Annotated in this window: 27 protein-coding genes; 16 read left to right on the top strand and 11 right to left on the bottom strand. The window is 47.0% G+C overall.

The window, feature by feature from the left end; translation table 11 throughout:
* Positions 1-36: 36 nt before the first annotated feature.
* Positions 37-630 (top strand): nucleoid occlusion factor SlmA, encoded by a 594-nt coding sequence (gene slmA / locus Q1A41_RS16710; RefSeq protein WP_299981294.1) that lies wholly within the window; start codon positions 37-39, stop codon positions 628-630.
* A 7-nt stretch (positions 631-637) separates the two neighbouring features.
* Here slmA and Q1A41_RS16705 read toward each other — a convergent pair whose 3' ends face one another.
* Together Q1A41_RS16705 and pyrE are read right to left on the bottom strand one after the other, a co-directional pair.
* Positions 638-1,249, bottom strand: a complete 612-nt coding sequence (locus Q1A41_RS16705) for a hypothetical protein (RefSeq protein ID WP_299981292.1) — start codon at positions 1,247-1,249, stop codon at positions 638-640.
* A gap of 52 nt (positions 1,250-1,301) precedes the next feature.
* Positions 1,302-1,943 (bottom strand): orotate phosphoribosyltransferase, encoded by a 642-nt coding sequence (pyrE, locus tag Q1A41_RS16700; protein ID WP_299981290.1) that lies wholly within the window; start codon positions 1,941-1,943, stop codon positions 1,302-1,304.
* Positions 1,944-2,117: 174 nt separating this feature from the next.
* On the opposite strand from pyrE, the gene Q1A41_RS16695 reads away from it, so the two are divergent.
* The 7 genes from Q1A41_RS16695 to Q1A41_RS16665 all read left to right on the top strand — a co-directional run bounded on the left by Q1A41_RS16695 (position 2,118) and on the right by Q1A41_RS16665 (position 9,264).
* The gene (locus tag Q1A41_RS16695) at positions 2,118-2,891 is read left to right on the top strand and encodes an exodeoxyribonuclease III (protein ID WP_299981288.1); all 774 of its coding nucleotides are present in this window, start codon (positions 2,118-2,120) and stop codon (positions 2,889-2,891) included.
* Positions 2,892-3,095: 204 nt separating this feature from the next.
* Entirely contained in the window at positions 3,096-4,931 is a 1,836-nt protein-coding gene (gene ilvD, locus Q1A41_RS16690; protein ID WP_299981286.1) for a dihydroxy-acid dehydratase, read from the top strand.
* Between the two features lie 80 nt (positions 4,932-5,011).
* Positions 5,012-5,323: a hypothetical protein gene (locus Q1A41_RS16685; RefSeq protein ID WP_299981284.1), complete on the top strand. Its 312-nt coding sequence runs from the start codon at positions 5,012-5,014 to the stop codon at positions 5,321-5,323.
* Positions 5,324-5,576: 253 nt separating this feature from the next.
* The gene (locus tag Q1A41_RS16680; RefSeq protein WP_299981282.1) at positions 5,577-6,413 is read left to right on the top strand and encodes an MBL fold metallo-hydrolase; all 837 of its coding nucleotides are present in this window, start codon (positions 5,577-5,579) and stop codon (positions 6,411-6,413) included.
* A 74-nt stretch (positions 6,414-6,487) separates the two neighbouring features.
* Positions 6,488-6,841: a VOC family protein gene (locus Q1A41_RS16675; protein ID WP_299981280.1), complete on the top strand. Its 354-nt coding sequence runs from the start codon at positions 6,488-6,490 to the stop codon at positions 6,839-6,841.
* A 159-nt stretch (positions 6,842-7,000) separates the two neighbouring features.
* Positions 7,001-7,942 (top strand): ornithine cyclodeaminase family protein, encoded by a 942-nt coding sequence (locus Q1A41_RS16670; RefSeq protein WP_299981278.1) that lies wholly within the window; start codon positions 7,001-7,003, stop codon positions 7,940-7,942.
* A 26-nt stretch (positions 7,943-7,968) separates the two neighbouring features.
* Positions 7,969-9,264, top strand: coding sequence for an aminopeptidase P N-terminal domain-containing protein (locus tag Q1A41_RS16665; RefSeq protein WP_299981276.1), 1,296 nt, complete (start codon positions 7,969-7,971; stop codon positions 9,262-9,264).
* A 71-nt stretch (positions 9,265-9,335) separates the two neighbouring features.
* On the opposite strand, the gene Q1A41_RS16660 is transcribed toward Q1A41_RS16665, so the two are convergent.
* Positions 9,336-9,527 carry a hypothetical protein gene (locus tag Q1A41_RS16660; protein WP_299981274.1) on the bottom strand — a complete coding sequence of 64 codons (192 nt, stop codon included), beginning with the start codon at positions 9,525-9,527 and terminating at the stop codon, positions 9,336-9,338.
* Positions 9,528-9,761: 234 nt separating this feature from the next.
* Here Q1A41_RS16660 and Q1A41_RS16655 point away from each other — a divergent pair, with 234 nt between their 5' ends.
* Both Q1A41_RS16655 and Q1A41_RS16650 read left to right on the top strand, forming a co-directional pair.
* On the top strand, positions 9,762-10,448 hold the full coding sequence (locus Q1A41_RS16655) for a TetR/AcrR family transcriptional regulator (RefSeq protein WP_299981272.1): 687 nt from the start codon (positions 9,762-9,764) through the stop codon (positions 10,446-10,448).
* A 14-nt stretch (positions 10,449-10,462) separates the two neighbouring features.
* Positions 10,463-11,605: an SRPBCC family protein gene (locus tag Q1A41_RS16650; protein WP_299981270.1), complete on the top strand. Its 1,143-nt coding sequence runs from the start codon at positions 10,463-10,465 to the stop codon at positions 11,603-11,605.
* Between the two features lie 41 nt (positions 11,606-11,646).
* Here the strand turns inward: Q1A41_RS16650 and Q1A41_RS16645 are convergent, their stop codons facing one another.
* The 7 genes from Q1A41_RS16645 to Q1A41_RS16615 all read right to left on the bottom strand — a co-directional run bounded on the left by Q1A41_RS16645 (position 11,647) and on the right by Q1A41_RS16615 (position 16,878).
* Positions 11,647-12,360: an SIMPL domain-containing protein gene (locus Q1A41_RS16645; RefSeq protein ID WP_299981268.1), complete on the bottom strand. Its 714-nt coding sequence runs from the start codon at positions 12,358-12,360 to the stop codon at positions 11,647-11,649.
* Positions 12,361-12,371: 11 nt separating this feature from the next.
* On the bottom strand, positions 12,372-13,031 hold the full coding sequence (locus tag Q1A41_RS16640) for an NAD-dependent epimerase/dehydratase family protein (protein WP_299981266.1): 660 nt from the start codon (positions 13,029-13,031) through the stop codon (positions 12,372-12,374).
* 3 nt (positions 13,032-13,034) lie between these two features.
* Positions 13,035-13,445: a DUF1801 domain-containing protein gene (locus tag Q1A41_RS16635; protein WP_299981264.1), complete on the bottom strand. Its 411-nt coding sequence runs from the start codon at positions 13,443-13,445 to the stop codon at positions 13,035-13,037.
* Positions 13,446-13,545: 100 nt separating this feature from the next.
* Positions 13,546-14,058, bottom strand: coding sequence for a GNAT family N-acetyltransferase (locus Q1A41_RS16630; RefSeq protein WP_299981262.1), 513 nt, complete (start codon positions 14,056-14,058; stop codon positions 13,546-13,548).
* Positions 14,051-14,467 (bottom strand): hypothetical protein, encoded by a 417-nt coding sequence (locus Q1A41_RS16625; RefSeq protein WP_299981260.1) that lies wholly within the window; start codon positions 14,465-14,467, stop codon positions 14,051-14,053. The genes Q1A41_RS16630 and Q1A41_RS16625 overlap by 8 nt, the downstream gene beginning before the upstream one ends.
* Positions 14,468-14,546: 79 nt before the next feature.
* Positions 14,547-15,821: an FAD-dependent oxidoreductase gene (locus Q1A41_RS16620; RefSeq protein WP_299981258.1), complete on the bottom strand. Its 1,275-nt coding sequence runs from the start codon at positions 15,819-15,821 to the stop codon at positions 14,547-14,549.
* Positions 15,822-15,831: 10 nt separating this feature from the next.
* Positions 15,832-16,878, bottom strand: a complete 1,047-nt coding sequence (locus Q1A41_RS16615) for a proline racemase family protein (RefSeq protein WP_299981257.1) — start codon at positions 16,876-16,878, stop codon at positions 15,832-15,834.
* A gap of 209 nt (positions 16,879-17,087) precedes the next feature.
* On the opposite strand from Q1A41_RS16615, the gene Q1A41_RS16610 reads away from it, so the two are divergent.
* The 6 genes from Q1A41_RS16610 to Q1A41_RS16585 all read left to right on the top strand — a co-directional run bounded on the left by Q1A41_RS16610 (position 17,088) and on the right by Q1A41_RS16585 (position 22,132).
* Positions 17,088-18,089, top strand: a complete 1,002-nt coding sequence (locus Q1A41_RS16610; RefSeq protein WP_299981255.1) for a 4-hydroxyproline epimerase — start codon at positions 17,088-17,090, stop codon at positions 18,087-18,089.
* 59 nt (positions 18,090-18,148) lie between these two features.
* The gene (locus tag Q1A41_RS16605) at positions 18,149-19,654 is read left to right on the top strand and encodes an aldehyde dehydrogenase (NADP(+)) (protein ID WP_299981253.1); all 1,506 of its coding nucleotides are present in this window, start codon (positions 18,149-18,151) and stop codon (positions 19,652-19,654) included.
* A gap of 177 nt (positions 19,655-19,831) precedes the next feature.
* Positions 19,832-20,488 carry a GntR family transcriptional regulator gene (locus tag Q1A41_RS16600; RefSeq protein WP_299981251.1) on the top strand — a complete coding sequence of 219 codons (657 nt, stop codon included), beginning with the start codon at positions 19,832-19,834 and terminating at the stop codon, positions 20,486-20,488.
* A 121-nt stretch (positions 20,489-20,609) separates the two neighbouring features.
* Positions 20,610-20,873, top strand: a complete 264-nt coding sequence (locus tag Q1A41_RS16595) for a Rho-binding antiterminator (protein WP_299981249.1) — start codon at positions 20,610-20,612, stop codon at positions 20,871-20,873.
* A 234-nt stretch (positions 20,874-21,107) separates the two neighbouring features.
* A complete protein-coding gene (locus tag Q1A41_RS16590; protein ID WP_299981247.1) occupies positions 21,108-21,788 on the top strand; it encodes a class I SAM-dependent methyltransferase in 681 nt (226 codons plus the stop codon).
* A gap of 20 nt (positions 21,789-21,808) precedes the next feature.
* Complete coding sequence (locus Q1A41_RS16585) at positions 21,809-22,132, top strand: hypothetical protein (protein ID WP_299981245.1); 324 nt, start codon at positions 21,809-21,811, stop codon at positions 22,130-22,132.
* 13 nt (positions 22,133-22,145) lie between these two features.
* Here the strand turns inward: Q1A41_RS16585 and Q1A41_RS16580 are convergent, their stop codons facing one another.
* On the bottom strand, positions 22,146-23,846 hold the full coding sequence (locus tag Q1A41_RS16580) for an MFS transporter (RefSeq protein ID WP_299981243.1): 1,701 nt from the start codon (positions 23,844-23,846) through the stop codon (positions 22,146-22,148).
* Positions 23,847-23,909 lie beyond the last annotated feature (63 nt).

The following is a 23,909-nucleotide window of genomic DNA, read 5'->3' as shown; positions in this document are numbered from 1 at the left end:
CCTAGCGCAAATATTGGATTTGCCTCAATTGCATCTATGACTAAAAGCAACAATAAAACATCTCGTCGCCAACAAATCCTGCAAGCTTTAGCACATATGCTTGAAGCCAGCCCGGGAGCCAGAATCACTACCGCCGCCTTAGCTCGCGAGGTGGGTGTTTCCGAAGCGGCCCTGTATAGGCACTTTCCAAGCAAATCGAAGATGTTCGAAGGCTTAATAGAATTCATCGAAGAAACCTTGTTTAGCCGGATCAACTTGATTCTAAGCGAGCAGCCCAATGCCTTGGCAGCCTGCGACAAGATTCTGTATCTTCTGCTGACATTTACCGAGCGCAACCCTGGCATAACTCGCATTCTTACTGGAGATGCCCTAGCGGGCGAGACAGACCGCCTGAGAGCCCGTGTAGCGCAGCTCTATGACCGCCTAGAGACTCAACTCAAGCAAGTGTTACGGGAAGCTGAAGTTCGCGAAGGGCTTCGCCCAAGCATTAGCGTTGGGGCGGCGGCCAATTTGCTAATGGCCACAGCAGAAGGGCGTATTGCGCAATTTGTACGAAGTGAATTCAAGCGTTCGCCCACCGAGAACTGGCAGGATCAGTGGATGGTGCTAACTCAGGGCTTCTTCAGGTAAAGCTGGCTCAGCTCCCTTTTCCAGTTATTTCACTAAAACGCGCAATATCTTCATCGAACTTCGCTATAAGCGCTTTACGCTCTTTTTGGCGCTTTTCAATGCGCGCCTCTGTTACCTCACGCTTTAGCTTTAACTCATTAAGCTGCTCCAATAGCGCATCTCCGACTGTACGGCCGGCACGCTCCAAGTTGGCGGCCTCCATACGCTTTTGGTGAATACGAGTATCGATTCCGCCAATATTCCCTTTCAATATTTGAATATTGCCATCAATACTTTCTAATTTGCGCTTCTTGGCGCGCTCAATTTCTTTCACCGAGCTGTAACGGCGACGCAATTCAGCATCCCATTTAGCCAGCTCGGCTTTAGATTTCATATTCGCTTTCTCAGCATCGGAAGGGGCGGGTTTAACGACCCTAATCACCCTTCCGCTAGGGCTAACCACCTCATAACCATTTTGGGCATATTCAGGAGGGACAGTGGAATTGATTACCGGAACGCCGTTTTTATCGATATAGCGATAAAACACGGTCTCCCCGAGGGCAACAGGAGACACCATCACCAAGGCCAAACTGGCAATCGATGCTCGAGACAATCTTGCAATTAGGGCTGTTATCAACACCGTTTCTTCCTTTTCTTAGGCGGCTTCGATAAATAGTAAAAGGGGTGCTCTATTAGACCCCATACTGTTTACGATATTCCTCTATTTTAGCCACTGTTTCGGGCATACCGCCAGTTTCTTCAAGATAAGTCACAATATCTTCGAGATTAACGATACTAATCACGGGAATATTGAACTGCTGCTCTACCTCACCAATGGCAGATAACTCACCCTTACCGCGCTCTTGGCGGTTTAAGCCAATGATGACAGCCGCTGGAACCGCTTGCTGTTGATCAATGATATCCATGACTTCACGCACTGCGGTACCCGCCGTAATCACATCATCAACAATGGCAATCTTGCCACTTAATGGCGCACCAACCAAGGTGCCGCCTTCACCGTGAGACTTCGCTTCTTTGCGATTAAAGCAATAAGGCACATCTCTATGGTGCACATCGGCTAGTGCCACCGCGGTGGTAGCGGCCAATGGAATTCCTTTGTATGCAGGACCAAACAAAACATCGAAGTCCAAGCCTGCATCAACAATCGCCTCTGCATAGAATCGCCCAAGGGCAGCCAAAGCCGCACCCGTTTGGAAGCGACCGGCATTAAAAAAGTAGGGGCTGACGCGCCCTGACTTCAAGGTAAACTCACCGAAACACAGTACATCATGTTGTATCGCAAGCTTGATGAATTCACGCTGAAAGTCTTTCATAGTTTTCTCCACATCATTTTTAGCCCCACTCTATTTCAAAGAGAAGCGGCACCTTGGTACCGTTACGCTCAAAGTTTGGCCAGATCAGCCGTTACAGCGTCCATTGGGGCCAAATAAACTACCAATATTTGCAAAGCTCGGTATCATACACAGTCCAGTATCAAGGGGCTATTAATGCGCATTATCAGTTTAAGTGTCGACGGCATCCACCAAGCAGCTCAGCGTGGATTGTATGATTGGCTAGCCGAGCAGGACGCCGATATCGTCTGCTTACAAGACCTACGCGCGCAAGAATACGAGCTGGATCACGACACCTTTCACCCTGAAGGCTATTTTTCCTACTTCTTCGATTCAGGTATCGCCCATACCAATGGTGTTGCAATCTACACCCGCCATATGCCCAAAGCGCTTATTTATGGCTTCGGCTTTGCCAGCGGTTTAGACATGCAAGGCCGCTATCTGCAGTTGGATTTTGAAAAGCTCAGCATTGGATCGCTTTTAGCCCCCCAAGCCGAAGCGGGGAATGAGCAGCAACTGGAAGAGAAAGTCGGCTTTTTTGACGATTTACAATCGCATTTGCACAAGATTTCTAACAAGCGTCGTGACTTTATCTTTTGCGGTAACTGGGCCATGGCTCGCGATCGCGCCGATGTACAAAATTGGCAGAATCACGAAGATGACGACGGTTTCCGCCCCCATGAGCAGCAATGGATGCGCCAGCTGGTCGACGAACTGGATTACGTAGACGCTTTCCGCCGAGTGAATGCCGATGCCGATGAATACAGCTGGTGGCCATCAGGCACTGTAGGTGAGGGCGATGGTTGGCGAACTGATTTGCAGGTTATTTCCGATGATCTTAAGCACCGCATCGAATATGGCGCCATCAATAAGCAAAAGCTGTTTTCCAGTCACCTGCCATTGATTATGGACTACGACATCGAGTTGTAAGGCTAAAACCCTCTTGCTTGTAGCGTATAGCGGCGCCCCATCATCTGTTACAATTCTCCCCCTGACACCCAAAAGGTGGCATGCTGCCCAACATAAAGGCTCGCTCACCGTTCGCGAGCAACCCTGATCTCAAAGAAGATCCCACAAGCGCAGCAGGGCTTCGAGCCCATTCGCAAACCAAGCAATAGTACAATCGAGGAAGTTATGCCCGAGTATCGCTCTAAAACCTCTACCGCTGGCCGCAATATGGCTGGCGCTCGCGCGCTATGGCGTGCAACTGGTATGAAAGATGAAGACTTTCACAAGCCCATTATCGCTGTCGCCAACTCATTCACTCAATTTGTACCTGGCCATGTTCACCTTAAAGATATGGGTCAACTGGTCGCCCGTGAAATTGAAAAAGCCGGCGGCGTAGCAAAAGAGTTTAATACCATTGCTGTGGATGATGGCATCGCCATGGGCCATGATGGCATGCTGTACAGTCTGCCTAGCCGCGACATCATCGCTGACAGTGTGGAATATATGGTCAATGCTCACTGTGCCGATGCACTGGTGTGTATTTCCAACTGCGACAAAATTACACCAGGAATGCTAATGGCAGCCATGCGCCTGAACATTCCAGTAATCTTTGTTTCCGGCGGCCCAATGGAAGCTGGCAAAACCAAGCTAAGCGAGCATAAGCTAGACTTGGTTGATGCCATGGTGATTGCCGCTGATGACACAGTAAGCGATGAGCATGTCGCCGAAATTGAACGTAGCGCCTGCCCAACTTGCGGCTCTTGCTCTGGCATGTTTACTGCCAACTCCATGAACTGCTTAACCGAAGCCTTGGGCCTAAGCTTGCCTGGCAATGGCACCGTGGTGGCCACCCACGCCGATCGCGAAGAGTTATTTTTAGAAGCCGGCCGCAAAATTGTGGAGATCACCAAGCGTCATTATGAAACTGATGACTTCAATGTGTTACCCCGTAGCATCGGCAGCTTTAAAGCCTTCGAAAACTGCATCACTTTAGATATCGCGATGGGCGGTTCCACCAATACCATTTTGCATTTGTTGGCAATTGCCCAAGAAGCCGAAGTCGATTTCACCATGGAAGACATTAACCGTCTTTCCAAAACCGTTCCGCAGCTTTGTAAGGTAGCTCCAAACACGCCCGAGTATCACATCGAAGATGTGCACCGTGCAGGCGGGATTATGGCAATCTTAGGCGAGCTGGATCGTGCCGGCGTCTTACATAGCGATTTACCGACTGTGCACAGTAGCAGCATGAAAGAAGCTTTAGATAAGTGGGACATCATGCGCAGCCCCAGCAGCAAAGTAATGGAGTTTTATAAAGCCGGCCCCGCTGGCATTCCAACCCAGCAAGCCTTTAGCCAAAGCACACGCTGGCCAACACTCGATGCCGATCGTGCTAATGGTTGTATCCGTTCACTAGAAAACGCTTTTAGCTTGGAAGGTGGCCTAGCAGTACTAACCGGAAATATTGCTGAAGATGGCTGTGTGGTTAAAACCGCCGGAGTAGATGACTCTATTCTAGTTTTTGAGGGCAACGCTTATGTTACAGAATCACAAGACCAAGCAGTAGCCGATATCCTAGCGGATAAAGTGAAAGCCGGTGATGTGGTTATCGTACGTTACGAAGGCCCACGCGGCGGCCCCGGCATGCAAGAAATGCTTTATCCGACCTCTTACATTAAGTCCAAAGGTTTGGGCAAAGATTGCGCACTACTAACCGATGGCCGCTTCTCTGGTGGCACCTCAGGTTTAAGTATCGGTCACGTTTCCCCGGAAGCTGCTGCCGGCGGTGCCATTGGCCTCGTTCAAAATGGCGATCGCATTAAGATCGACATACCTAATCGCTCGATTGATGTATTGCTAAGCGATGAAGAGTTAGCGGAACGCCGCAAGGTACAAGATGAAAAAGGTTGGAAGCCTGTTGAAGCTCGCCCACGTAAAGTGAGCGCTGCATTGAAAGCCTATGCCATGTTGGCAACTAGTGCCGATAAAGGTGCGGTTAGGGATTTGTCGCAGCTGGATTAATTCTAAAAATTCCCAAGAGGCAGTAAAAAATCCCGCAATGCCGGGATTTTTTATTTTAAGCAGCCATTTAGGAAATGACAGTGCTACGCGAAAAAGCCATCGACATTGAAGGTAATGAGCTCAAACTTGGGGACTGGGTAACAGTAGTCATTGCCCCCATATCAATTCTTGGAATGCCCAATGAATCACTTATCGTTTTTTCAAGTGCCATCGGAAGAAACTATCAAGTGATGGATATTGATAATTATGGCGCCGTCGAACTGCACGTACGCAGATTCGATACAATTTATATAGAACCATTTTGCCTTCGACGATTTAGGCGCTATAAAAAATTTAGTAAACCCTTTCAGAAACAGCTAGCTATTCTAGAGTCAATTCGTAAAAATGACTAACCATTAGCCGCCCAACTTTTTTGCACAAAGAGGAATGACTGAATAAGGCGCAGCCAATTCGCCAACCGTCTACAGCAATATAATAAAAAATTCTTTCGCCCAATAAAAAAATAGAGTAAAAGTGCTGTTTGTGCTGTTAAGAGAAGCCGGGATTAAAAAGCTGTAAGTTTCTGCCTATAAAATGGGCTGATTTCACACTTTGGTAATTGCTAGCAATGATTACAATGAACTTGCTTATACAAGAGGTCACGTAATGCCAATTCGCCAGCAATATCAACATCAGCACCAAGACGGAACCAAAGTAGAAGGGGTTAAAGTCGGCCGCTTAAATGGTGGTATCACCTCAAACTTTATCGTCTATCGCATTGGCAGCGTGCTTATCGATTGCGGCCCTAGCAACCAATGGCGGCACGTTAAAACGTTTTTAGAGTCTGGGCCAGAGATCAAACAACTTTGGCTAACTCACCACCATGAAGATCACAGTGGCAATGCATCGCGGGTGGCTCGCAAATATAAACTCACACCTAATGCTCCCATTCAGGCCCAAGAAAAACTTGCCAAGGGCTTTCGGATTCCCGCCATACAACAAATGACTTGGGGTAAGCCCCAGCGTGTTATCACTAAGCCGCTTGCTAAAACCATGCTTCTGGAAAACGGCGATAAGGCAAGCAGCATCCATACCCCAGGTCATGCCAAAGATCTCACCTGTTTTTATCTGCCCAAACAGAAGTGGTTCTTTAGCGGTGATCTTTACCTAGCTCGTGCCTTAAAGTATATGCGCGCCGATGAGAATCTCATGGAGCTCATGCAAAGCTTAAAGACAGTCTTGGAGCTCGATATTGAGGTAGTGTTCTGCCCACACCGAGGTATCGATGAAAATGGTAAGGCAGGCATGCAGGACAAGCTTAATTACCTGATTGGGCTATGCGAAAAGGCCAGGGCCAATGAACAACAAGGCCTATCTATCGAAGAAAACACCACCGCTTTATTAGGCAGACCGGAAATGATGGATAAAATTAGCCGCGGTAACTTTAGTAAGGCTAATCTTGTGCGACAAGCACTGTCAGTAGACTTGGATTTCTTCCGCTAAATAGCTATTAGCAAGCTACCCTTCTCGTTATCATGGCCCTTAGACTTTTGTTTAGAGATAGCTAAGGGATAAGCATGGATACGCATCATCAAATAAACTATATCGAAATGCCCAGCCGCGATTTAGAGCAAAGCAAGGCTTTCTTTCAAGATGCCTTTGGCTGGAGCTTTACCGACTACGGCCCAGACTATTGTGACTTTCAACACGACGGCATAGCAGGGGGCTTCTACCGAGTTGATGCTACCATGAACCAAAGCCAAGGTAGTGCCTTGGTGGTGCTATACAGCAATGATCTTGCGGCCAGTGAAGCCGCTGTTTTGGCAGCGGGTGGCGAAATCAGTAAAGCAACATTTGAATTTCCAGGCGGGCGTCGCTTCCATTTCCTTGAGCCCGCGGGCAGTGAATTTGCGATTTGGACCAAAACCTAAATCAGAGCATTTTGGGGCCATAGCTGAGGCCCCAAGTGTGAAACGAGACTGTAATAGCCTCACTTTGCCAGCTCTTAGAAGCATTCACTGCCAAGCTCTAGCCCCTCTAATGACAATTCTTGTATACTGTATACAATTTTACCTGTACGAGAGTTACTCATGGATTTTATCGATCAGCAGACCATCGATCGCGCCCTGCCTTTTGCCGATTTAGTCGACGCCCTGCAGCAGGCCTTTGCCAGTGATATCGAAACCCCTCTGCGTAACCATTACGATATCCCCAACCCCCAAAGCAGCCGCGAAACGACCCTGCTAATGATGCCCTCCTGGCAGGCCGGCAGTGATATTGGTATTAAGTTGGTCACCGTAACCCCCGAGAGCTACAAATACGATTTACCCTCGATTCAAGGGACCTATGTGCTTTTTGATGCTGTGCGTGGCTGCGTGAAAGCCACCATGGATGCACCAGCTTTGACTGCCAAACGTACAGCGGCCGCCTCGGCATTGGCAAGTCGTTTTATGTCGCGTCCAGATAGCCGTAAATTATTGATGGTGGGTACCGGAACCCTATCCAGCCAATTAATCAGAGCTCACGCCAGTGTGCGCCCTATTGAAGAGGTGATTATTTGGGGACGTAGTCCAGACAAAGCCCAAGCGATAGCCGAACTGGAAAGCTTGGCGGAATTTAATATTAGCGTGACTGAAGATCTTGCCGAAGCGGTAGCTGAAGTCGATATTATTTCTGTGGCCACGATGAGCAAAGAACCTTTGATTATGGGCGATTGGCTAAAATCAGGCCAACACTTAGATCTTGTTGGTGCTTATCGCCCTGATATGCGTGAAGCTGATGATGAATGCATCCGTCGCAGTCGTATAGTTGTTGATAACTATACTGGCGCCTGCAAAGAAACGGGCGATATTGCAACGCCGATTGCCGACGGCATTTTGCAAAAAGAAGATCTATGTGCGGATCTCTTTGAATTATGCCGCAAAGAAAAATATTTTGCTCGCTCAGCAGAAGACATCACTCTATTTAAATCGGTTGGACATGCGCTAGAAGATTTAGCAGCCGCCCAATTGGTAGTAGAACGTTTAGCTTAAAAGGTAAATAAAAAAGGTAAGTAAAAATGAATTACCAACTACGCCGCGAGCGCTTACTACAAGAGTTAGAGCAAGACTCCGCTGTAATTTTAGTGGGTAACACCGAAAAAGTTCGCAATAAAAATATCACCTACAATTTTCGCCAAGATAATGACTTTTACTATCTGAGTGGATTTTCTGAGCCTGATGCTGTTGCCGTTTTACGACCAAATTCAGATCAGCCATTCGTACTGTTTAATCTCCCAAAGGATGAGGCCGCAGAAGTTAGTTTTGGTCATCGCTGTGGTCAAAAAATGGCAGGCGAATTATTAGGCTGTGATGCAGCCTACGACATTGCAGAGCTAGAGGAGCGTTTGCCTGCGCTATTAGAACAGCGTCAACATATTTATCTATCCGACGAACAGGATCGCTTTTCCCATCGTATTTTCGATTGGCTGCACCAGCAGCGTCGTAGCGCCAAATTCGATGAGGCGAAAATATTTCGCAGCTTGCATTCAGTTTTACCTTTCATTCACGAGCGACGAATTGTTAAGGATGAGGATGAGCTTGGGCGCATCCGCAAAGCAGTTAACGCATCGGTAGAAGGCCATAAAACTGTTATGAAAACCGCCGCAGCTGGGATTAACGAGCAGCAGTTAACGGGCGCTTTTTTTGGCAAGGTATCAGAGTTTGGCTGTCAAGATGTCGGCTATCCAACCATTATGGCTAGCGGCAATAATGCAATTTGTCTACACTACACCGAGAACAATGACGATTTGCAGGACGGGCAAATTCTCCTGATTGATGCCGGTGGCGACTACCAATACTATACCGCCGACATAACCCGTAGCTTCCCGGTAAATGGTAAGTTTAGCGACACTCAAAAAGCCGTTTATGAAGTTGTACTCGCCGCTTTAGATAATGCTATTGCACTGGTTAAACCAGGCACTCCCTGGAACCAGCTCTATGAAACCGCCATGAGCACCCTAGCGCAAGGCCTAATTGATCTAGGAATCCTCCAGTGCAGCCATCAAGAAGCTATGGAAAAAGAGCTTTATAAACGCTACAGCGTTCACAAAACAGGCCATTGGCTCGGCCTAGATGTGCACGATGTGGGGCGTTATAAAAATGACCAAGAATGGAAAACCCTTGAGCCCAATATGGTGTTCACCATCGAGCCTGGTTTATATTTTGAAGCGAATGATGAAAGTGTGGCACCGGAGTTTCGTGGCATGGGAATTCGGATTGAAGATGACATTCTAGTCACCCAAGATGGTCACGAAAATCTATCGGCGGGCGCACCGCGAACTATCGAAGAAATTGAAGCTTGGATGGCTTCTTAAAAGAGATTTAGCTGGCTACTGAGAGGATCCGGTTACAAACGCAAAGACCGCTAAAGACAAAATATCAGCCTTTAGCGGTTAGCTGAGTTAGAGCTAACATTTGGCTCATAGTCAGATTCAACTCGCCCCAACCAGGTCAACAGTTCCACCACAAGACCAATCATCAGCAGTAACAGCAAGCCTTGGCGAAAACCCAACATTAAACTAACAGCGGCCAAAACCAACAAGGTCAGTAAAAGCAGTAGTCTTAGTTTGTAGTTCATATTCCACTTCCCATTCGGCGCCTGTGCTAATCAGCCTAACAGGGCTCCCTATTGCCCCATCAAGCATAACGGCCACTCGATGTAAAAACTGAGTCCAACTTCATTAAATGTCATAAATAGACCGATATATGGCAACAACTCTGCTTGCAGCCACCACCTTAATGAGCAATACTCATTAAATACCTGTTAATTAGCCCATTATGGCGCCAACTTACTGAATATCGGCCAAACAATATGAGTACAGCTCAGTCTGAAAAACGCAGCCAATCCCAACGCCGGGAAGCCACACGCGGGGCTATATTGCAGGCCTGTAAGGAAATTATGGCCGAGGAAGACTTCATTAATAGCAAAACCGGCACTATCGCTAAACGGGCAGGCGTGGCCGAAGGTACTGTCTTTCTCCATTTTGAAAACAAACAAGGTCTACTAAGAGCCCTGGTGGACGACTTCTTTGTCACCATGCACTGCAATATTTCAGAGATACATCAAGCCCACTCATGCCCTAAAGAGCGTTTAAAGGCAATGGCGCAAGATTATATTGAGCAACTGGAAGCACAATGGCCATTAGCAAGGCTGGTGGTTAGTAGTCATGCCCGCTATGGCGACGAACTCACTCAACAATCCCTACGCTGTCACAACCGGCGCTATACCCAATTCTTTCTTGATGCCCTAGACGAAATAAAACAGCAAGAAGTCGACTGCGATATTCCAAGCCAGGTATTCAGAGACGCCTTGTTCGGAGGCATCGAACATTTTGCCATTGCTAATTTTAATACCGGAAAAAGCCACGACAGCCAACAATTCTTAGATCAACTATGGCAATTGCTATTTCAAGGAATTCTTAGCCGAGAGTCTAGCGCGATTAAAAAAAATAGTATTGAACATAAACTAGATAAAATAATTAAAAAGCTCGATGCCTGACAAGGGAGCCCACGATGACAGACCCCAGAGAAGAAATTTTTGCTGAATTGATTGTAAAAACCAAGGAAGGTGACCTTGGAATTATTGAGGAATGCGGTGAAATCGAAACAAAAATTTATCACTGCGATGATGTCTTGAAAGAAGAGCAAGAAAATATATTTCGCGATAGCGCATTTATCGTTGGGCATGAGACCATGCTGAAACAGTCCGGCGATCATATGGCCTTTGACCACCTTGGTCAGCCCATTATTTTAACCCGCGCAAAAGATGGAAAAATTCGGGCTTTTTTAAATGCATGCCGCCACCGAGGCGTCCGCTTAGTGGATGGCCATGAGGTAAAGCGCCGTCCCAGCATGGTTTGCCCATATCACAATTGGGCTTATGGTATGGATGGCAAGTTGATCGCCGTACCACTCGAGGAGTCCTTTCCAAATTTGGACAAAAGCTGTCGCAGTTTAAAGTCGCTACCTTGCGAGGTACGCCACGGCTTTATTTGGGTAAACCCTAATCCTGAAGGCGAACTGGATCTTGATTCTTACCTTGGCGAGATAAGCCAAGACCTTGAAGCTTTTGGAATAGAGAACGAAGTATTTTTCAAGCAATCGTTAAAACAGAAAAAAACCAACTGGAAACTCATTATCGATGCATTTCTGGATGGTTATCACGTTAAGAGATTGCATAAAAATACTGTCGGGCCATTCTTTATCGATTGCGCCGCTGTCACCAAGGGTTGCGGTGTTCATATACGCTCAGTAGTCGGTCGAAATGAATTGGCTGAGGCATTTGAGCTTGAACGCGAGAAGTGGGATTATCGTCATCACTGTACCTTTGCCTATCTTATCTTCCCTAATACTATATTGATCTTTCATCCCGATTACAGCAGCATACTTTCTGTCTATCCAGTAGCGCCCGACGAAACACTCGTTAGCCATATCTGCCTTACGCCAAATGAGCCCAAGGATGAGGCCGAGCTGGCACACTATGAGCGTGCCTTTAATATTATTGAAAATGGCGTATTTGAAGCTGAAGATTTCTTTGTCTGTGAGCAAGCTCAAAAAGGCATGCTGACTGGTGCCAACGACACCTTTCTAGTAGGTGGTCACGAGGCTGGTTTACAGGTGTTTCATGACATATTGAAACAGCAGCTCAAAGCCTAGCAGGCTTGAGCTGTAAAAACTTAAAGCTGCCACAGGCAGCTTTAATCTGATAGATAATATTCAACGGTGGAGACCACGCGAACATTTTTAATATGTGGATTATTTCGATCACGATCCTGTATAGAGAATTGGCCTTGGCTCGCACGCTTGATTTTTCCTAAACGGCTATTGGAATCCGCTGCAAATTTTTCTGCAACTTGGCGGGCATTTTTGGTGGATTCCTCCACCATTTCCGGCTTAATTTCATTAAGCTGATTAAAAATATACTCCGGGCGACCATCATAATTATCACCCTTTAGTACCACACCTTGCTTACCCAGCTCACCAATGTTACCCATAATGGAACGAACTCTTTTTACCCGCTCACTGTAAACGGTAACTGTTTGCCAACCCACAAATCTAAACGGTGAACTTTGATTGCCATATTGCTGCGCCGATTTATCAGTGACAGCGGGAGCAGAAATACTCATCTCTTCGGCGGCAACGCCTTTTTCAATGAGAAAATTCTGTACTACTTCTGCATTGGCTTCTAGTTTGCGGTATAGGTCTTCTAGGCTATTACTCGCCGAAGAATACTGAATTGGCCAGATAACAACATTGGCTGGCAATTCTCTTTCAGCTAAGCCCTTAACTCTCACTACCCTTTCATATTCTTTAACCTTGACCGCTGACTGACCCAGTAAGAAGCCTAGCGCCACAAAACCCAAGCATAATAGGGCACCCAGTATTAGCGCACTACTGCGACGATTTGCCATAGTGAAATCCTCTATTGCAGATTGAATAGTTCATCTAAACGATAGACCACATCAGCGCTGCTTTGATTCAATGCTAAATGAATTAAAGCCTGAGCGACCTCTTTACCCTCAATTGGCCTATAGCGCTTTAGCAAGCCAATCCCATTGAGTGCTGACAGGAATACATCACCAATACTCTCACCCATGCGCTTATCTTTTCGAGATCCACGCAACAGCGAGGGCTGTAATATCGCTAAGCGATTAAACTCGAGCTGTCTCACTTCGATCTCTAGCTCACCTTTCATTTTAAGGTAAGCACTGCCACTAGCAGCATTGGCGCCCGAAGAAGACACTAATAACATATGCTCAACGCCCGCGGACTTAGCCATTTTTGCAGCTTGCAGTTGATAATCAAAATCCACCCTGCGTTGCGCCGCAATCGAACCTGCTTGTTTACGTGTCGTTCCCAAGCAGCTAAACAAACAATCGGCTTTAAAGAGCTCTGGATAATCTTCTAGTTGCTCAAAATTTATGACAGTGTTCACCACGCCCTCAGGGCAATGATCAAGAGCTCTCCGGGTAATCGCAGTTACCTTGGAAAAACTCTCACTTTGGGCCAGCATGGTTAACAATGCTGAACCAACCAGCCCTGATGCTCCAATAATCACTGCGGAGCGCCCTGTCTCAGCCATATCTTATCCGTACTTTTTAGTCATGGCCTCAAAAGAGGCAGAAATAAGCTCTACAAGTATTACTTCATCAATGGCCTTTAACGAGCTGATATACAAACAAGATTTTCCCAGCTTATGCTTTCCAAGTTTCCCCAATAACTCAGAGTATTCGGAAAAACCATTCATAATATAGATAGAAAAGTTTTGTTTGCGTGGCGAAAACCCCGTTTTAAACCAACGACCACCTGCGCCAGTATTTTGGTATTCGTAAGCACCAAAACCAACAATTGCTGAACCCCAAACAACAGGTTTAAGACCGGTAATATCCTGCATTAAAGCAATAAGTCGCTTGCTATCATCCAGCTTTTTCTCAGGGACCTGAGCCATAAATTCGGCCAGGCTTATTTGATTGGCCTTGGTTTTCAACTCACTCATATATCACCTCCAGCACTCTCCGCTCACGTCTCACGTCTCACGTCTCACGTCTCACGTCTCACGTCTCACGTCTCACGTCTCACGTCTCACGTCTCACGTCTCAAAGAAGACTACGCTTTAAGCGCAGCATATCTTGGCAAACAATACCGTTCTCGATAATTTTAGGGCTATAAGCCGAAAAGAAATCTGGGACAATTTCAACAAGGCGAAAACCCATTTTTTGATACAAGGCCAGCTGCGACAAACTGGAATTCCCGGTACCAATCCATATCGCCTGGCAGGCAAGGTCCTTCGCAATATCTATGCAGTGCTGAATCAAACGCTTGGCTAATCCTTGACCTTGAAAATCTTCCGCCACAGCGATATTAATTAATTCACATTCCTTTGGAGACGCTGAATCTTCAGCAGCATCTTTCTCAGCAGCATTTTGCAGCAGAGCTATAGCAATGGTTTGAGCTTGCCGCTCAATGCAGAAGATACGACAGGATGGTAAGTAAGCCAGTATTTTTTCACGCTCTGGATCAGCGCTCAGCAATAAAGACCAGTGATCGGCCTTTAACTCACTGGCCTGAATTTCAATGATCTGTTTTTCATTGCTAGAGAATTCAGTCACTCGTTTTACCATTAAGCTTATGCCATTGCCAAAAGGCCAAGATACCGCGCGCACAAACAAAAGCACCCAGGCCATTGAGCAAGGCGCCACCATAACGCCAATAATCAGAAGGCCATAAACTTGGATCTTTGGTATAGGCTGGCAATACCGCCGAGCTGGCGATTAACAGCAATAGTACGCTTGCCAATAGATACAAATAGGGAAGTTTCCAAGCACCAATAAACAGCGCCACTCCAAATCCAGCCAAAATAGCAATGGTACTTGTCGATGCTGTTGGCCCTAAAGCCTGCTCACCGTTAGCTAATAAGATTAAGCCAGCTACATTCCAAGCAATACAAAGCATCAGATAATTAAACTGATAGGCTAATGGGGTTTTAAGGTGACTAAGTAAGGGGACAGCTGTGCTCATATTTGGGCTCTCTTTTTTTCTCCAGCTTATAGCGTCCGCTATACACTTACAACGGCTGAGAGCCCAAGTTTTAAAGCTTTTAATTGAATCGAGAGATGGAATAGGGCGTCAAATCTAAGTCGGTTGTTTCTCCGGCCATATGCTGAGCAATTAAGCGCCCTGCGATTGCCCCCCAGGTTAAACCCAGGTGCTGGTGCCCAAAGTTAAAGAATACTCGCTGGTGCTTTGGAGCGACTCCCATTACAGGTAAGGAATCTGGCAATGAAGGTCTGCAGCCCATCCAGCGGACAGTGTCTGCTCCAATTTCAAAATTCTGCACAACATCAGCGTTTAACAGAGCCTTTGCATGGGGTAGCAACATCTCCGCCCGCTGGTAATTTGGCTCGGCCTTTAAGCCGGCAAACTCTACAGTGCCAGCCAATCGCAAACCCGCTGACATCGGTGTCATGATAAATTTACGCTCCGCCGAAGCCACCGGACGGCTCAATAGCTTTTGCGCTGGTAGCATTAGGTGATAGCCACGCTCGGTATCAAGGGGCACTTTATAGCCAAGTTGATTTGCGAAGGGCTTTGACCAGGCACCACTACTGATGAGCACGCTATCAAACATCAATTGAGATTCAGCCTTACTTTCATCCTCTCGCTGTACGAATAAACTAACGGCTTTATCTTGCTCTGCAACGTTTAATACCCGCAGTGCTTTAAACTCACCGCCTTGGGCCAAAAAATAGTCAGCGAGCTTGTTGCATAAGCGGGCAGGATCTGTGCAGTGCCCCACCTCAGTAAAATACAGGCAAGCGCTTACACTGTCGGCCAGAGTAGGTTCAAGCTCTAAAGCCTCGCCTCGGTTTAGATATTCAACGGCCACACCTTGCTCTAAATAGGCCGCTTGCTGCTTTTTGATTTCAACTTCACTGGTGCTTTCAAAGGCTAATAAGCTGCCCGACAACTGCAATTCAGCGTCTAAGTCGCAACTCGCCAAAAGCTCTTGATAAGCAGAAATGGCCACCTCATTTAGTTGACGAATTAGCTTGCCATTTTGCTGCGCCCGAGAAGGCAACATATTATGCAAAAAGCGGAAAAACCATGGCAGCGCCTTAAAGAAGTAGCTTGGCGCCACCCGAAAAGGGCCCTTTGGGTCTAGCAGAATCTTTGGCAATGCAGGAAGTAAGGAAGGATCAGCTAATGGAAAAACCTGCTCCGTCGCGAAGTGACCTGCATTGCCAAATGAAGCTTGCGAAGCAAGCCCATTGGGATCTAACAGGCAGACCTCAAAACCCCTGCGCTGCAATTCAATTGCCGAACAAATTCCAATGATACCTGCGCCAACTACTGCAACTTTTTTTACGGCCATTACAACACCACTAGCGAATCAGGAAGCCATGCTTGAGCGGATCATTACTATCGATCAAAAACTGGTTTACTCCGGTAATAAAAGCCGTTCCGAAGACGCGGGGAATAACAGCCGGCTTACCCTCGAAATCCAACTGACTAGCGATCTCAACCTGCATCGAGCTGCCAATAATGCTTTCAATCTTGATTCGTTCTTGAGAGCTCACTTCACCGCGATGATGCAATAAAGCAATGCGCGCACTGACACCCGTACCGGTAGGAGATCGATCAACTTCACCATCGGCAAATATACATACATGGCGAGAGTGGCTGTCTTCTTCGTCAGTTTTTTTCGAAGTGAAGATAGTGCCATATAAAAAGCCTAGATCTTCTTCGGTAGGGTGCACCAAGGGGTAATCGGCCATAACAGCGTGTTTAATACTACGGCCAAGCTGGATAAGCTGCTCAGAGTTGTTGGGGCTGCAGTCAACGTCAATTGCATCGGCATCCACATAAGCATAATAAGCACCGCCATAAGCGATATCGTATTGCAGCTCACCAAAACCAGGAACATGCACCTTGCGGTCGCAAACCTCTACGAAGGATTCAACATTATCAAAGCTAACAGCCAGCTCACCGGATTCGCTGCGCTCAGCGTAAGCGGTAATTTTTCCAGCAGGGGCATCGATACCCACGGTGCGACGCTGACCCACCAGCACTTCAAGATTGGCGTATTCAGCAGCCATGGTTACAGCGGCGATTATACCGTGGCCACACATGCTCGAATATCCTTCGTTGTGCATAAACAGGATGCCGAAATCCGAGCCTTCCGTGGTGGGCTCAGTAAGCAAAGCACCATACATATCGGCATGGCCTCTGGGCTCATACATCAAGACTTGGCGAAGGTGATCCAACTCAGATTGTAAGCAACGGCGCTTGGCTAAGATATTGGTGCCTGGCACCTCAGGATAACCATCTAAAATGATTCGCAGTGGCTCACCCTCAGTATGGGCATCAATTGTTGTAAGAGTTTGAAATTCTTTAATTTTCTCGTCATTAAGAGACAGCTTGAAACTCATAGGAAGAACGCCAGAAATGAAAAGTGATTGTTATTGTATACAATATACACTATATTTCAATTCATTCATTGTCTCTGGTGGGGGCTTCTCCTGCCCGGCATTTTTACTGCCTCAAATCCAGCAGAGCTAAAACTTATATCGGCCTTTAATTACGTTAGTTATGTAGCAAGGGCCAGCATTTACTCGCTTTAGAAAGAAGGCTCCTTTTCATGCGCAAAGGTACGTTTTTTTGCATAGATGCCCACACCTGCGGCAACCCGGTTCGACTAGTCACTTCGGGCCACCCAGATTTGGTGGGTAAGACCATGAGTGAAAAGCGTCAGGATTTCCTGAACAATCACTACTGGATTCTTGAGTCATTGATGTTTGAGCCACGCGGTCATGACATGATGTCAGGCTCGTTTCTTTACCCAGCTTGCAGCGACAATGCCGACGCCTCAATACTTTTTATTGAAACCTCTGGCTGCTTACCTATGTGCGGGCACGGCACCATTGGTACCGTAACCGCTGCACTTGAATCCGGATTGTTGCAAGCCAAAACACCGGGCCAATTGATACTGGATGTTCCCGCAGGCCAAATTCGCGTCGAGTACGAACAACGTGACGGCAAGGTTGAATGGGTAAAAATTTATAATATCGCCTCTTATCTAGCGCACCAAGATATTCAAATTAATGTTCCAGGCATGGGCGACCTTAAAGTCGATATATCCTATGGTGGTAACTACTACATTATTGTAGAGCCACAGGAAAATTATCCAGGCCTAGAGAATTGGTCGGCCGCCCAAGTCTTGCAATTCAGTCCCATTATCCGAGACATCATCAACGATACTGTTGAATGTATACACCCAGAGGACCCAAGCGTTTGTGGCGCCTCACATTTATTGTGGACAGGCAAACCTCAGCGGGAAGGGTCAAATGGCGCTAACGCGGTTTTTTATGGCGACAAAGCTATTGATCGCTCACCTTGTGGCACTGGTACCAGCGCGAGAATGGCGCAGTTATTTAGCCGCGGCGAGCTATCTGTCGGTGAAGAATTTACCCACGAAAGCATTATTGGTAGCCAGTTCGTTGGCAAAGTGGAATCGGCAACCGAAATTGCCGGAAAGCCTGCAATGATGCCAAGTATCAAAGGCTGGGCAAAAGTTTTCGGCAAAAACTGTATTACGGTAGATGACGACGATCCATATGCCTTCGGTTTTCAGGTGAAATAATTCAAACCTTTTTAAAAATTTTACAGCTGTATAAGCACAGTTAGACACAGGAAAAATTTATGAGCATTACTGGTAAGAGCTTGGTTGCAGGCGTATGGCTTGGCAATGAAGCAGAAGGACAATTTCAGGCCTATAACCCTTTAGCCGGTGAAAATATTTCACAAAGCTATTTCAACGCTAGCAGCGCCGATATCGATCAGGCTGCCCTGCAAGCCGCTGCAGCCTTTCCAAGCTATAGCAGCTTAAGCAATGAAACACGCGCTGATTTTATCGAAACTATCGCTGAAGAAATTCTAGAGCTAGGCGATGAGCTGCTCGACACTACTGCTGCAGAGACCGGCTTACCTATGATGCGCCTACAAGGTGAGCGCATGCGTACGGTAAACCAATTGCGCATGTTTGCACAATTTATTCGCGAGCGCAGCGGCAGCGAAATTGTTGACCAAGCCGATCCAAATCGTGAACCTTTACCGAAACCAGAAACTCGCCTACGTCACATTGCCTTGGGCCCAGTAGCGGTATTCGGCGCTTCAAATTTTCCTTATGCGTTTTCTACTGCCGGGGGCGATACCGCCTCTGCACTCGCGGCCGGTTGCCCAGTAGTCGTAAAAGGCCACCCAGCGCACCCAGGTACTTCAGAGCTAGTAGCGCAAGCTATCGAAAAAGCGATCAACAAATGTCAGCTACACAGTGGCGTATTCTCCCTTGTTCAAAGCAGCAAACCCGAAGCGAGTGTGCAGCTGGTACAGCATCCTGCGATTCAAGCTGTTGGATTTACCGGCTCCATTAAAGTTGGCCAGTTACTGCAAAAAGCCTGCTGGGAGCGCCAACAAAATATTCCGTTCTATGGTGAGCTCGGCGCGGTGAACCCGCAAGTTGTTATGCCGGCGATGGCCAGCGACAACGCTCAAACTATTGCACAAGGCTTAGTCGACTCTTTAGTTATGGGTAACGGCCAATTCTGTACTAATCCTGGTTTATGGTTGGTTCCTGAGTCGGCAAAGGAATTTCGCAGCATCGCCAGCGAGGCGATCAGTAAAGCCAGTACAACAGCTTTGTTAACTCAGGGCATCAGTGCAGCTTATAGCGCGAGCACCATTAAATTGGCACAAACCGAAAACGTTGAGTTACTTGCTAGCAACACACCAGAACAGCCGCACTTCTCAGCAGCAAAACTGTTTAGCACCAGTGGCAGCGCTTTCCTAGCGAATCAAGAGCTGCACGAAGAAGTATTCGGCCCTGCAGCATTGATGGTGAGTTACCGCGATGAAGAAGAGCTTAAGGCCATTATTTCATCGCTGGAAGGCCAATTAACGGCCAGTATTCATGGCTTAGAAGAGGATTTAGCTTCCGCTCAAGAACTAAGCCAGCAGATCGCTCATAAGGTCGGCCGCTTAATCTTCAATCAAATGCCTACCGGTGTGGAAGTGTGCTACTCCATGAACCACGGTGGACCTTTCCCATCGTCGACAGATGTTCGCAGCACATCTGTGGGCACCGAGGCCTATCACCGCTTTGTGCGTCCAATTTGCTATCAAAACGCCCCAGCGCACCTATTGAGCTAAGGCTGTACTGCATCTTATTCCTGTAGTGTTTGGCCAGCTTGTCTGGCCTTTTTTTCGCTTAGCCGCCAGCTAAATAAGCTCGGCGACGAATGCAGCCAGGAAGAGCTGTTTTTTGCAATAGCGTTAAGCGGTATACTATAAGGAAGTCATTGCGACACATAACAACTGAGAAGCCTAATGGCCATAGTGCATAAAACCCGTAGCCAGCTGGTGGTTGAGTCCATCCGCGAGAAAATCCTTAACGGTGAAATCAAATCCGGAGAGCCTCTGCGCCAGGCTGCCCTGGCTGAAGAACTTAATGTCAGCCGAATTCCCGTTCGAGAAGCTCTTTTGCAGCTTGAAGGGGAAGGCTTAGTGCACTTCGAGCCCCATAAGGGTGCGACAGCTACCGAAGTATCAGCGGAGCAGGTAGATGAGCTTTTCGAGCTTCGAGCTATGCTAGAAGCCGAGCTTTTAAAACATGCTTTTGATAATCTTAGTGAAGATGACTTTTTGAAGGCTGAGCATATTCTTGACAGGTTGGCCAAACAAGATGACGAAGACACCCAAAGTCACAGCGGTGAATTGAACTTAGATTTTCACCAACATTTGTACCAAAAAGCTAAACGCCCGCAAACTCAAGAAATGGTGAGAACATTAAACAAAAGCGCCGACCGCTACGTTCGGATGCACTTAATGTTAGCAGGTGGTTTCACCACCGCGGCACAGGAACACCGAAAAATTCTAGAGTTATGCCGAGCTGGAAAACGTGAGCAGGCTTGCGAATTCTTACAGCAACATATTTTAAACGCTAAAGATGATATCAAGACCCTGCTTCTAAAAATGGAAAATTAACCTTCCAGGCACGCTTACGGATAAGCCGCAAATAGAACCATGGATACTATAGAAATAATCTACACCCCAAGCACTCACAAAGTACCCCAAGCAAAAGCCCATCAGCCAAGAGGGCAGCAGCATGCTCTCCTGTAAACACTATGATATTTTAGAGCTTTGCTGCATCTACAATCTCGCCATAAAAGTCCAGCTCAGTACAGGTAAGCTTATTCAAGGGGTCGCCATTAACCTTGTTAACAACGCCAACAATGAGGAATGTATTCGACTTCAATTGAATGCAGGCTTAAACAGAGTCACTCAAGATATTGAGCTAGCAAGAATTTACAGCATTGAAGCCTTAGTAAAAAACCCGCATTTTGATTACGTAAGTTTTGTGGACAGCTGACAAGCTAATAGCCCCAGCAGGAACTTTAGCCTCTCTCTGGCACTCTTAATCCCACAATGCATATGGGGTTAAGGATGAAACTGCTTAAAAATTTATCTTTTATATTACTTAGTTTTAGTATTTTGCTCGTTGGGGTTTGGCATCTATACTTGGAGGACTATCAAAAGCAGCGCATTCAAGTTCAATTTGAACGCTTAACAGCTTCTCAGTCCACGACTAGCTTATAAATGCATTATGACTTTGCTCAATGAACAACTGATTCTCCAGGCTTGGAACCACAACGCCTCCCCATGGCTTGAAGCCTTAGAGGCCCGCGAGATAAGCAGCCGCGAGCTGGTTACCAATCAAGCTATTTTAGAGACCTTGCAAGATATTCCCAGCCATACCGTGCTAGATCTTGGTTGCGGCGAAGGCTGGCTAAGCCGAGCTCTAGCCGCTGAAGGCAGGGAGGTTACAGGTGTTGATGCCGTGCCTATGTTTTTAGAAACTGCGAAGGCCAAAGGTGGTGGCGATTTCAAACTCTGTCGGTATGAGCACATTTGCCGCCGTACCGTGGGCAGCACCATCGATTTAGCGGTCGCTAATTTTTCTCTACTCGGGCGACAATCAGTTGAGCTGGCATTTAGACGTCTGCGTCCACTATTGAATTATGGCGGCCATTTTGTAGTACAAACCTTACACCCCCACTCTAGCTGTGGCGAGCAACCTTACCAAGACGGCTGGCGTGAAGGTAGCTGGACGGGGATCAGCGAGCGCTTCAAGGAAGCCGCGCCTTGGTATTTTAGAACCCTAGAGTCCTGGCATAAATTATTTGCCGACACAGGCTTTAAGCTAATCCAAATAAAAGAACCGGTTAACCCACAAACACACAAGCCTGCATCGATAATCTTTGTGGCACAAAAAATCGATATTTAAAACTAGACAAGGATTAGCATATGCAGGAAGCACAGTTTTACTGGGGCCCCTTTGCTAGGGGCTGCTATATAGCGGCTTGGTGGTTTTGCCCATTTTTTGTATGGACCAACCCCAAAGTTCTCGTATATTACTTTCCCGCACTTATTTTAATCGGGCTTGGCCTGCGCCCACTACTTGAGCTAACGGGACTTTATAATATGTTTCAAGCTCTATTTATAAAGAAAGAAGATGCCTCTTGGTCAAAGATTAATAAGCAGAGGCGTAGAGAGGTGGAGCAACAGGAGCGCAGCAAGACTTTGAAACAGCAACGAATTCAAGATCCGCGCCTACCTAAGAACTGGTAGGCGCAGAGCTTTATTAATCCGCCACTCGAACATAACGGCGGTTAAACCACCACAGCCCTGCTGAGGTCAGCAAACCAATAGCGGCAAAAATACCCCACATCAACTCTGGCTGCCCCCATTCTTTGGCGACGGTACCGTAGCCCCAGCCCGATAAGAGCCCGGCAAATAAGAAGCCCAGAGCCATCGATACAAAGTAATAACCCATATAAAGCGCTGCTTGATTCTTAGGGGCAATATTGGCGACATATTCCTGGCTCTTCGGTACGGTTACCATTTCGCCAAAGGACATCATCACAACCGCAAGCACAATCGCACTGCCACCCAGTGCAACGCTACCTGACAGCAATGCAACCAATAGGCCTAGAATAAAAATAACGACCCCAGCGATAATGACGTTAATGGCTTTAAATTTTTGACAAACATAGCTCACCGCAATCTGCCCAAGGATAATCATCGCAAAACCAATATTGATAATGTATTCAGGGTTAACTTGGCGATACTGTTGCTGCCATTGCAAAGCAACTTGATTGGCAGAAGCCCCCTGACGAATTGCCTCCAGCGAGGTGGCTATTTCTGATTCGGGTACCATTACCTTTAGATGCACAAGCTCAAGACGCAATGCCGACAAAGTGCTAGTAGCATCAGAGCTCGCCAATGCCTCCAACTTCGTCGTCAACGCCTCGACATTAACACTGGCAAAATAATTCACAGCCCCCTGACCAAAAAACGATACGAAGCTTATGATGTCTGCCGTATCAATATAGTCCCGCAAGAATAACGGTAGAGTATAAAACAACTGATTATAAATCGCCCAAAACCCAGACAGAACCCCGAGGTAGATTGCAAAAGGAACATTGCTGACGTGAATTTTTTGCTGCCACCAAGGGGCACTACTCCCTTCTTGGGCGAAACGATCCCACAGCACATTAAACAACAGCCAGGCAATGATCCCGCCAAACGCCATTAGATAACTCAACCAATCAGCACCAGCACACATCAATAAAATAATGCACGGGAAGATCGTCATTGCAAAGCGAGCATTTCCCAAAACTTCCTGAGCCTCTTGTAACACTTCCTTCAGGCTCTTCTCAGCTTGTTTATCTTTGTGGACCTGGTCTCTTGGATCACGATACAAAAACGCAGCAGGAAAGAAATTAATACAAATCCAAAGAGTTGACATTAAAAACACGGCATCCCAGCTTATCGCCCGTACATGCCCAGCAATAAAAGGGCCCGCAAATCCACCAATATTGACCATGGTGTAAAAAATACCAAAGCCCAAACTCCGATTGCTGGCATTGGTAGTTAGGGAAATAGTGCCTTGCACCACCGGCTTAAAACATGCCGCACCCAAAGCAACTGCAAAGAACGCCACAAAGAAGCCACCAAAGCTACTGGCTTGCCCTAGTAGGTAGTAACTCGGAGCCATTATCCCGAATGACAAAAGAAACATTCTTTTGAAACCGTAGCGATCAGCTAAGGCTCCAGTGATCACAGGGAGGATATATAAAAAGAAAGGAATAATTCCCTGTAAGGCCCCACGCTGTGACTCTGTAAATCCCACACCGCCCTGATCAACCGGGGTCGTCATATATACGGAAGACACTGTAAAAAAGCCATACCAGGCTAATCGCTCGAAAATCTCCATGCCATTTGCGACATAGAACGAGCGAGGGAAACCTGCTTTAGCCACTGAAGCTACTGTTGTTGACATGTATTGCCGCCATCATCTGTTGTTATTGTTGATTTCGCCCGAAGACCATAGCTTGCAGGCTGA

The organism is uncultured Pseudoteredinibacter sp., from assembly GCF_947502065.1.
In the GTDB taxonomy this organism is placed as follows: Bacteria; Pseudomonadota; Gammaproteobacteria; order Pseudomonadales; family Cellvibrionaceae; genus Pseudoteredinibacter.
Note: the sequence above shows the minus strand (reverse complement) of the source record. Positions and strands in the feature narration are given on the sequence as shown.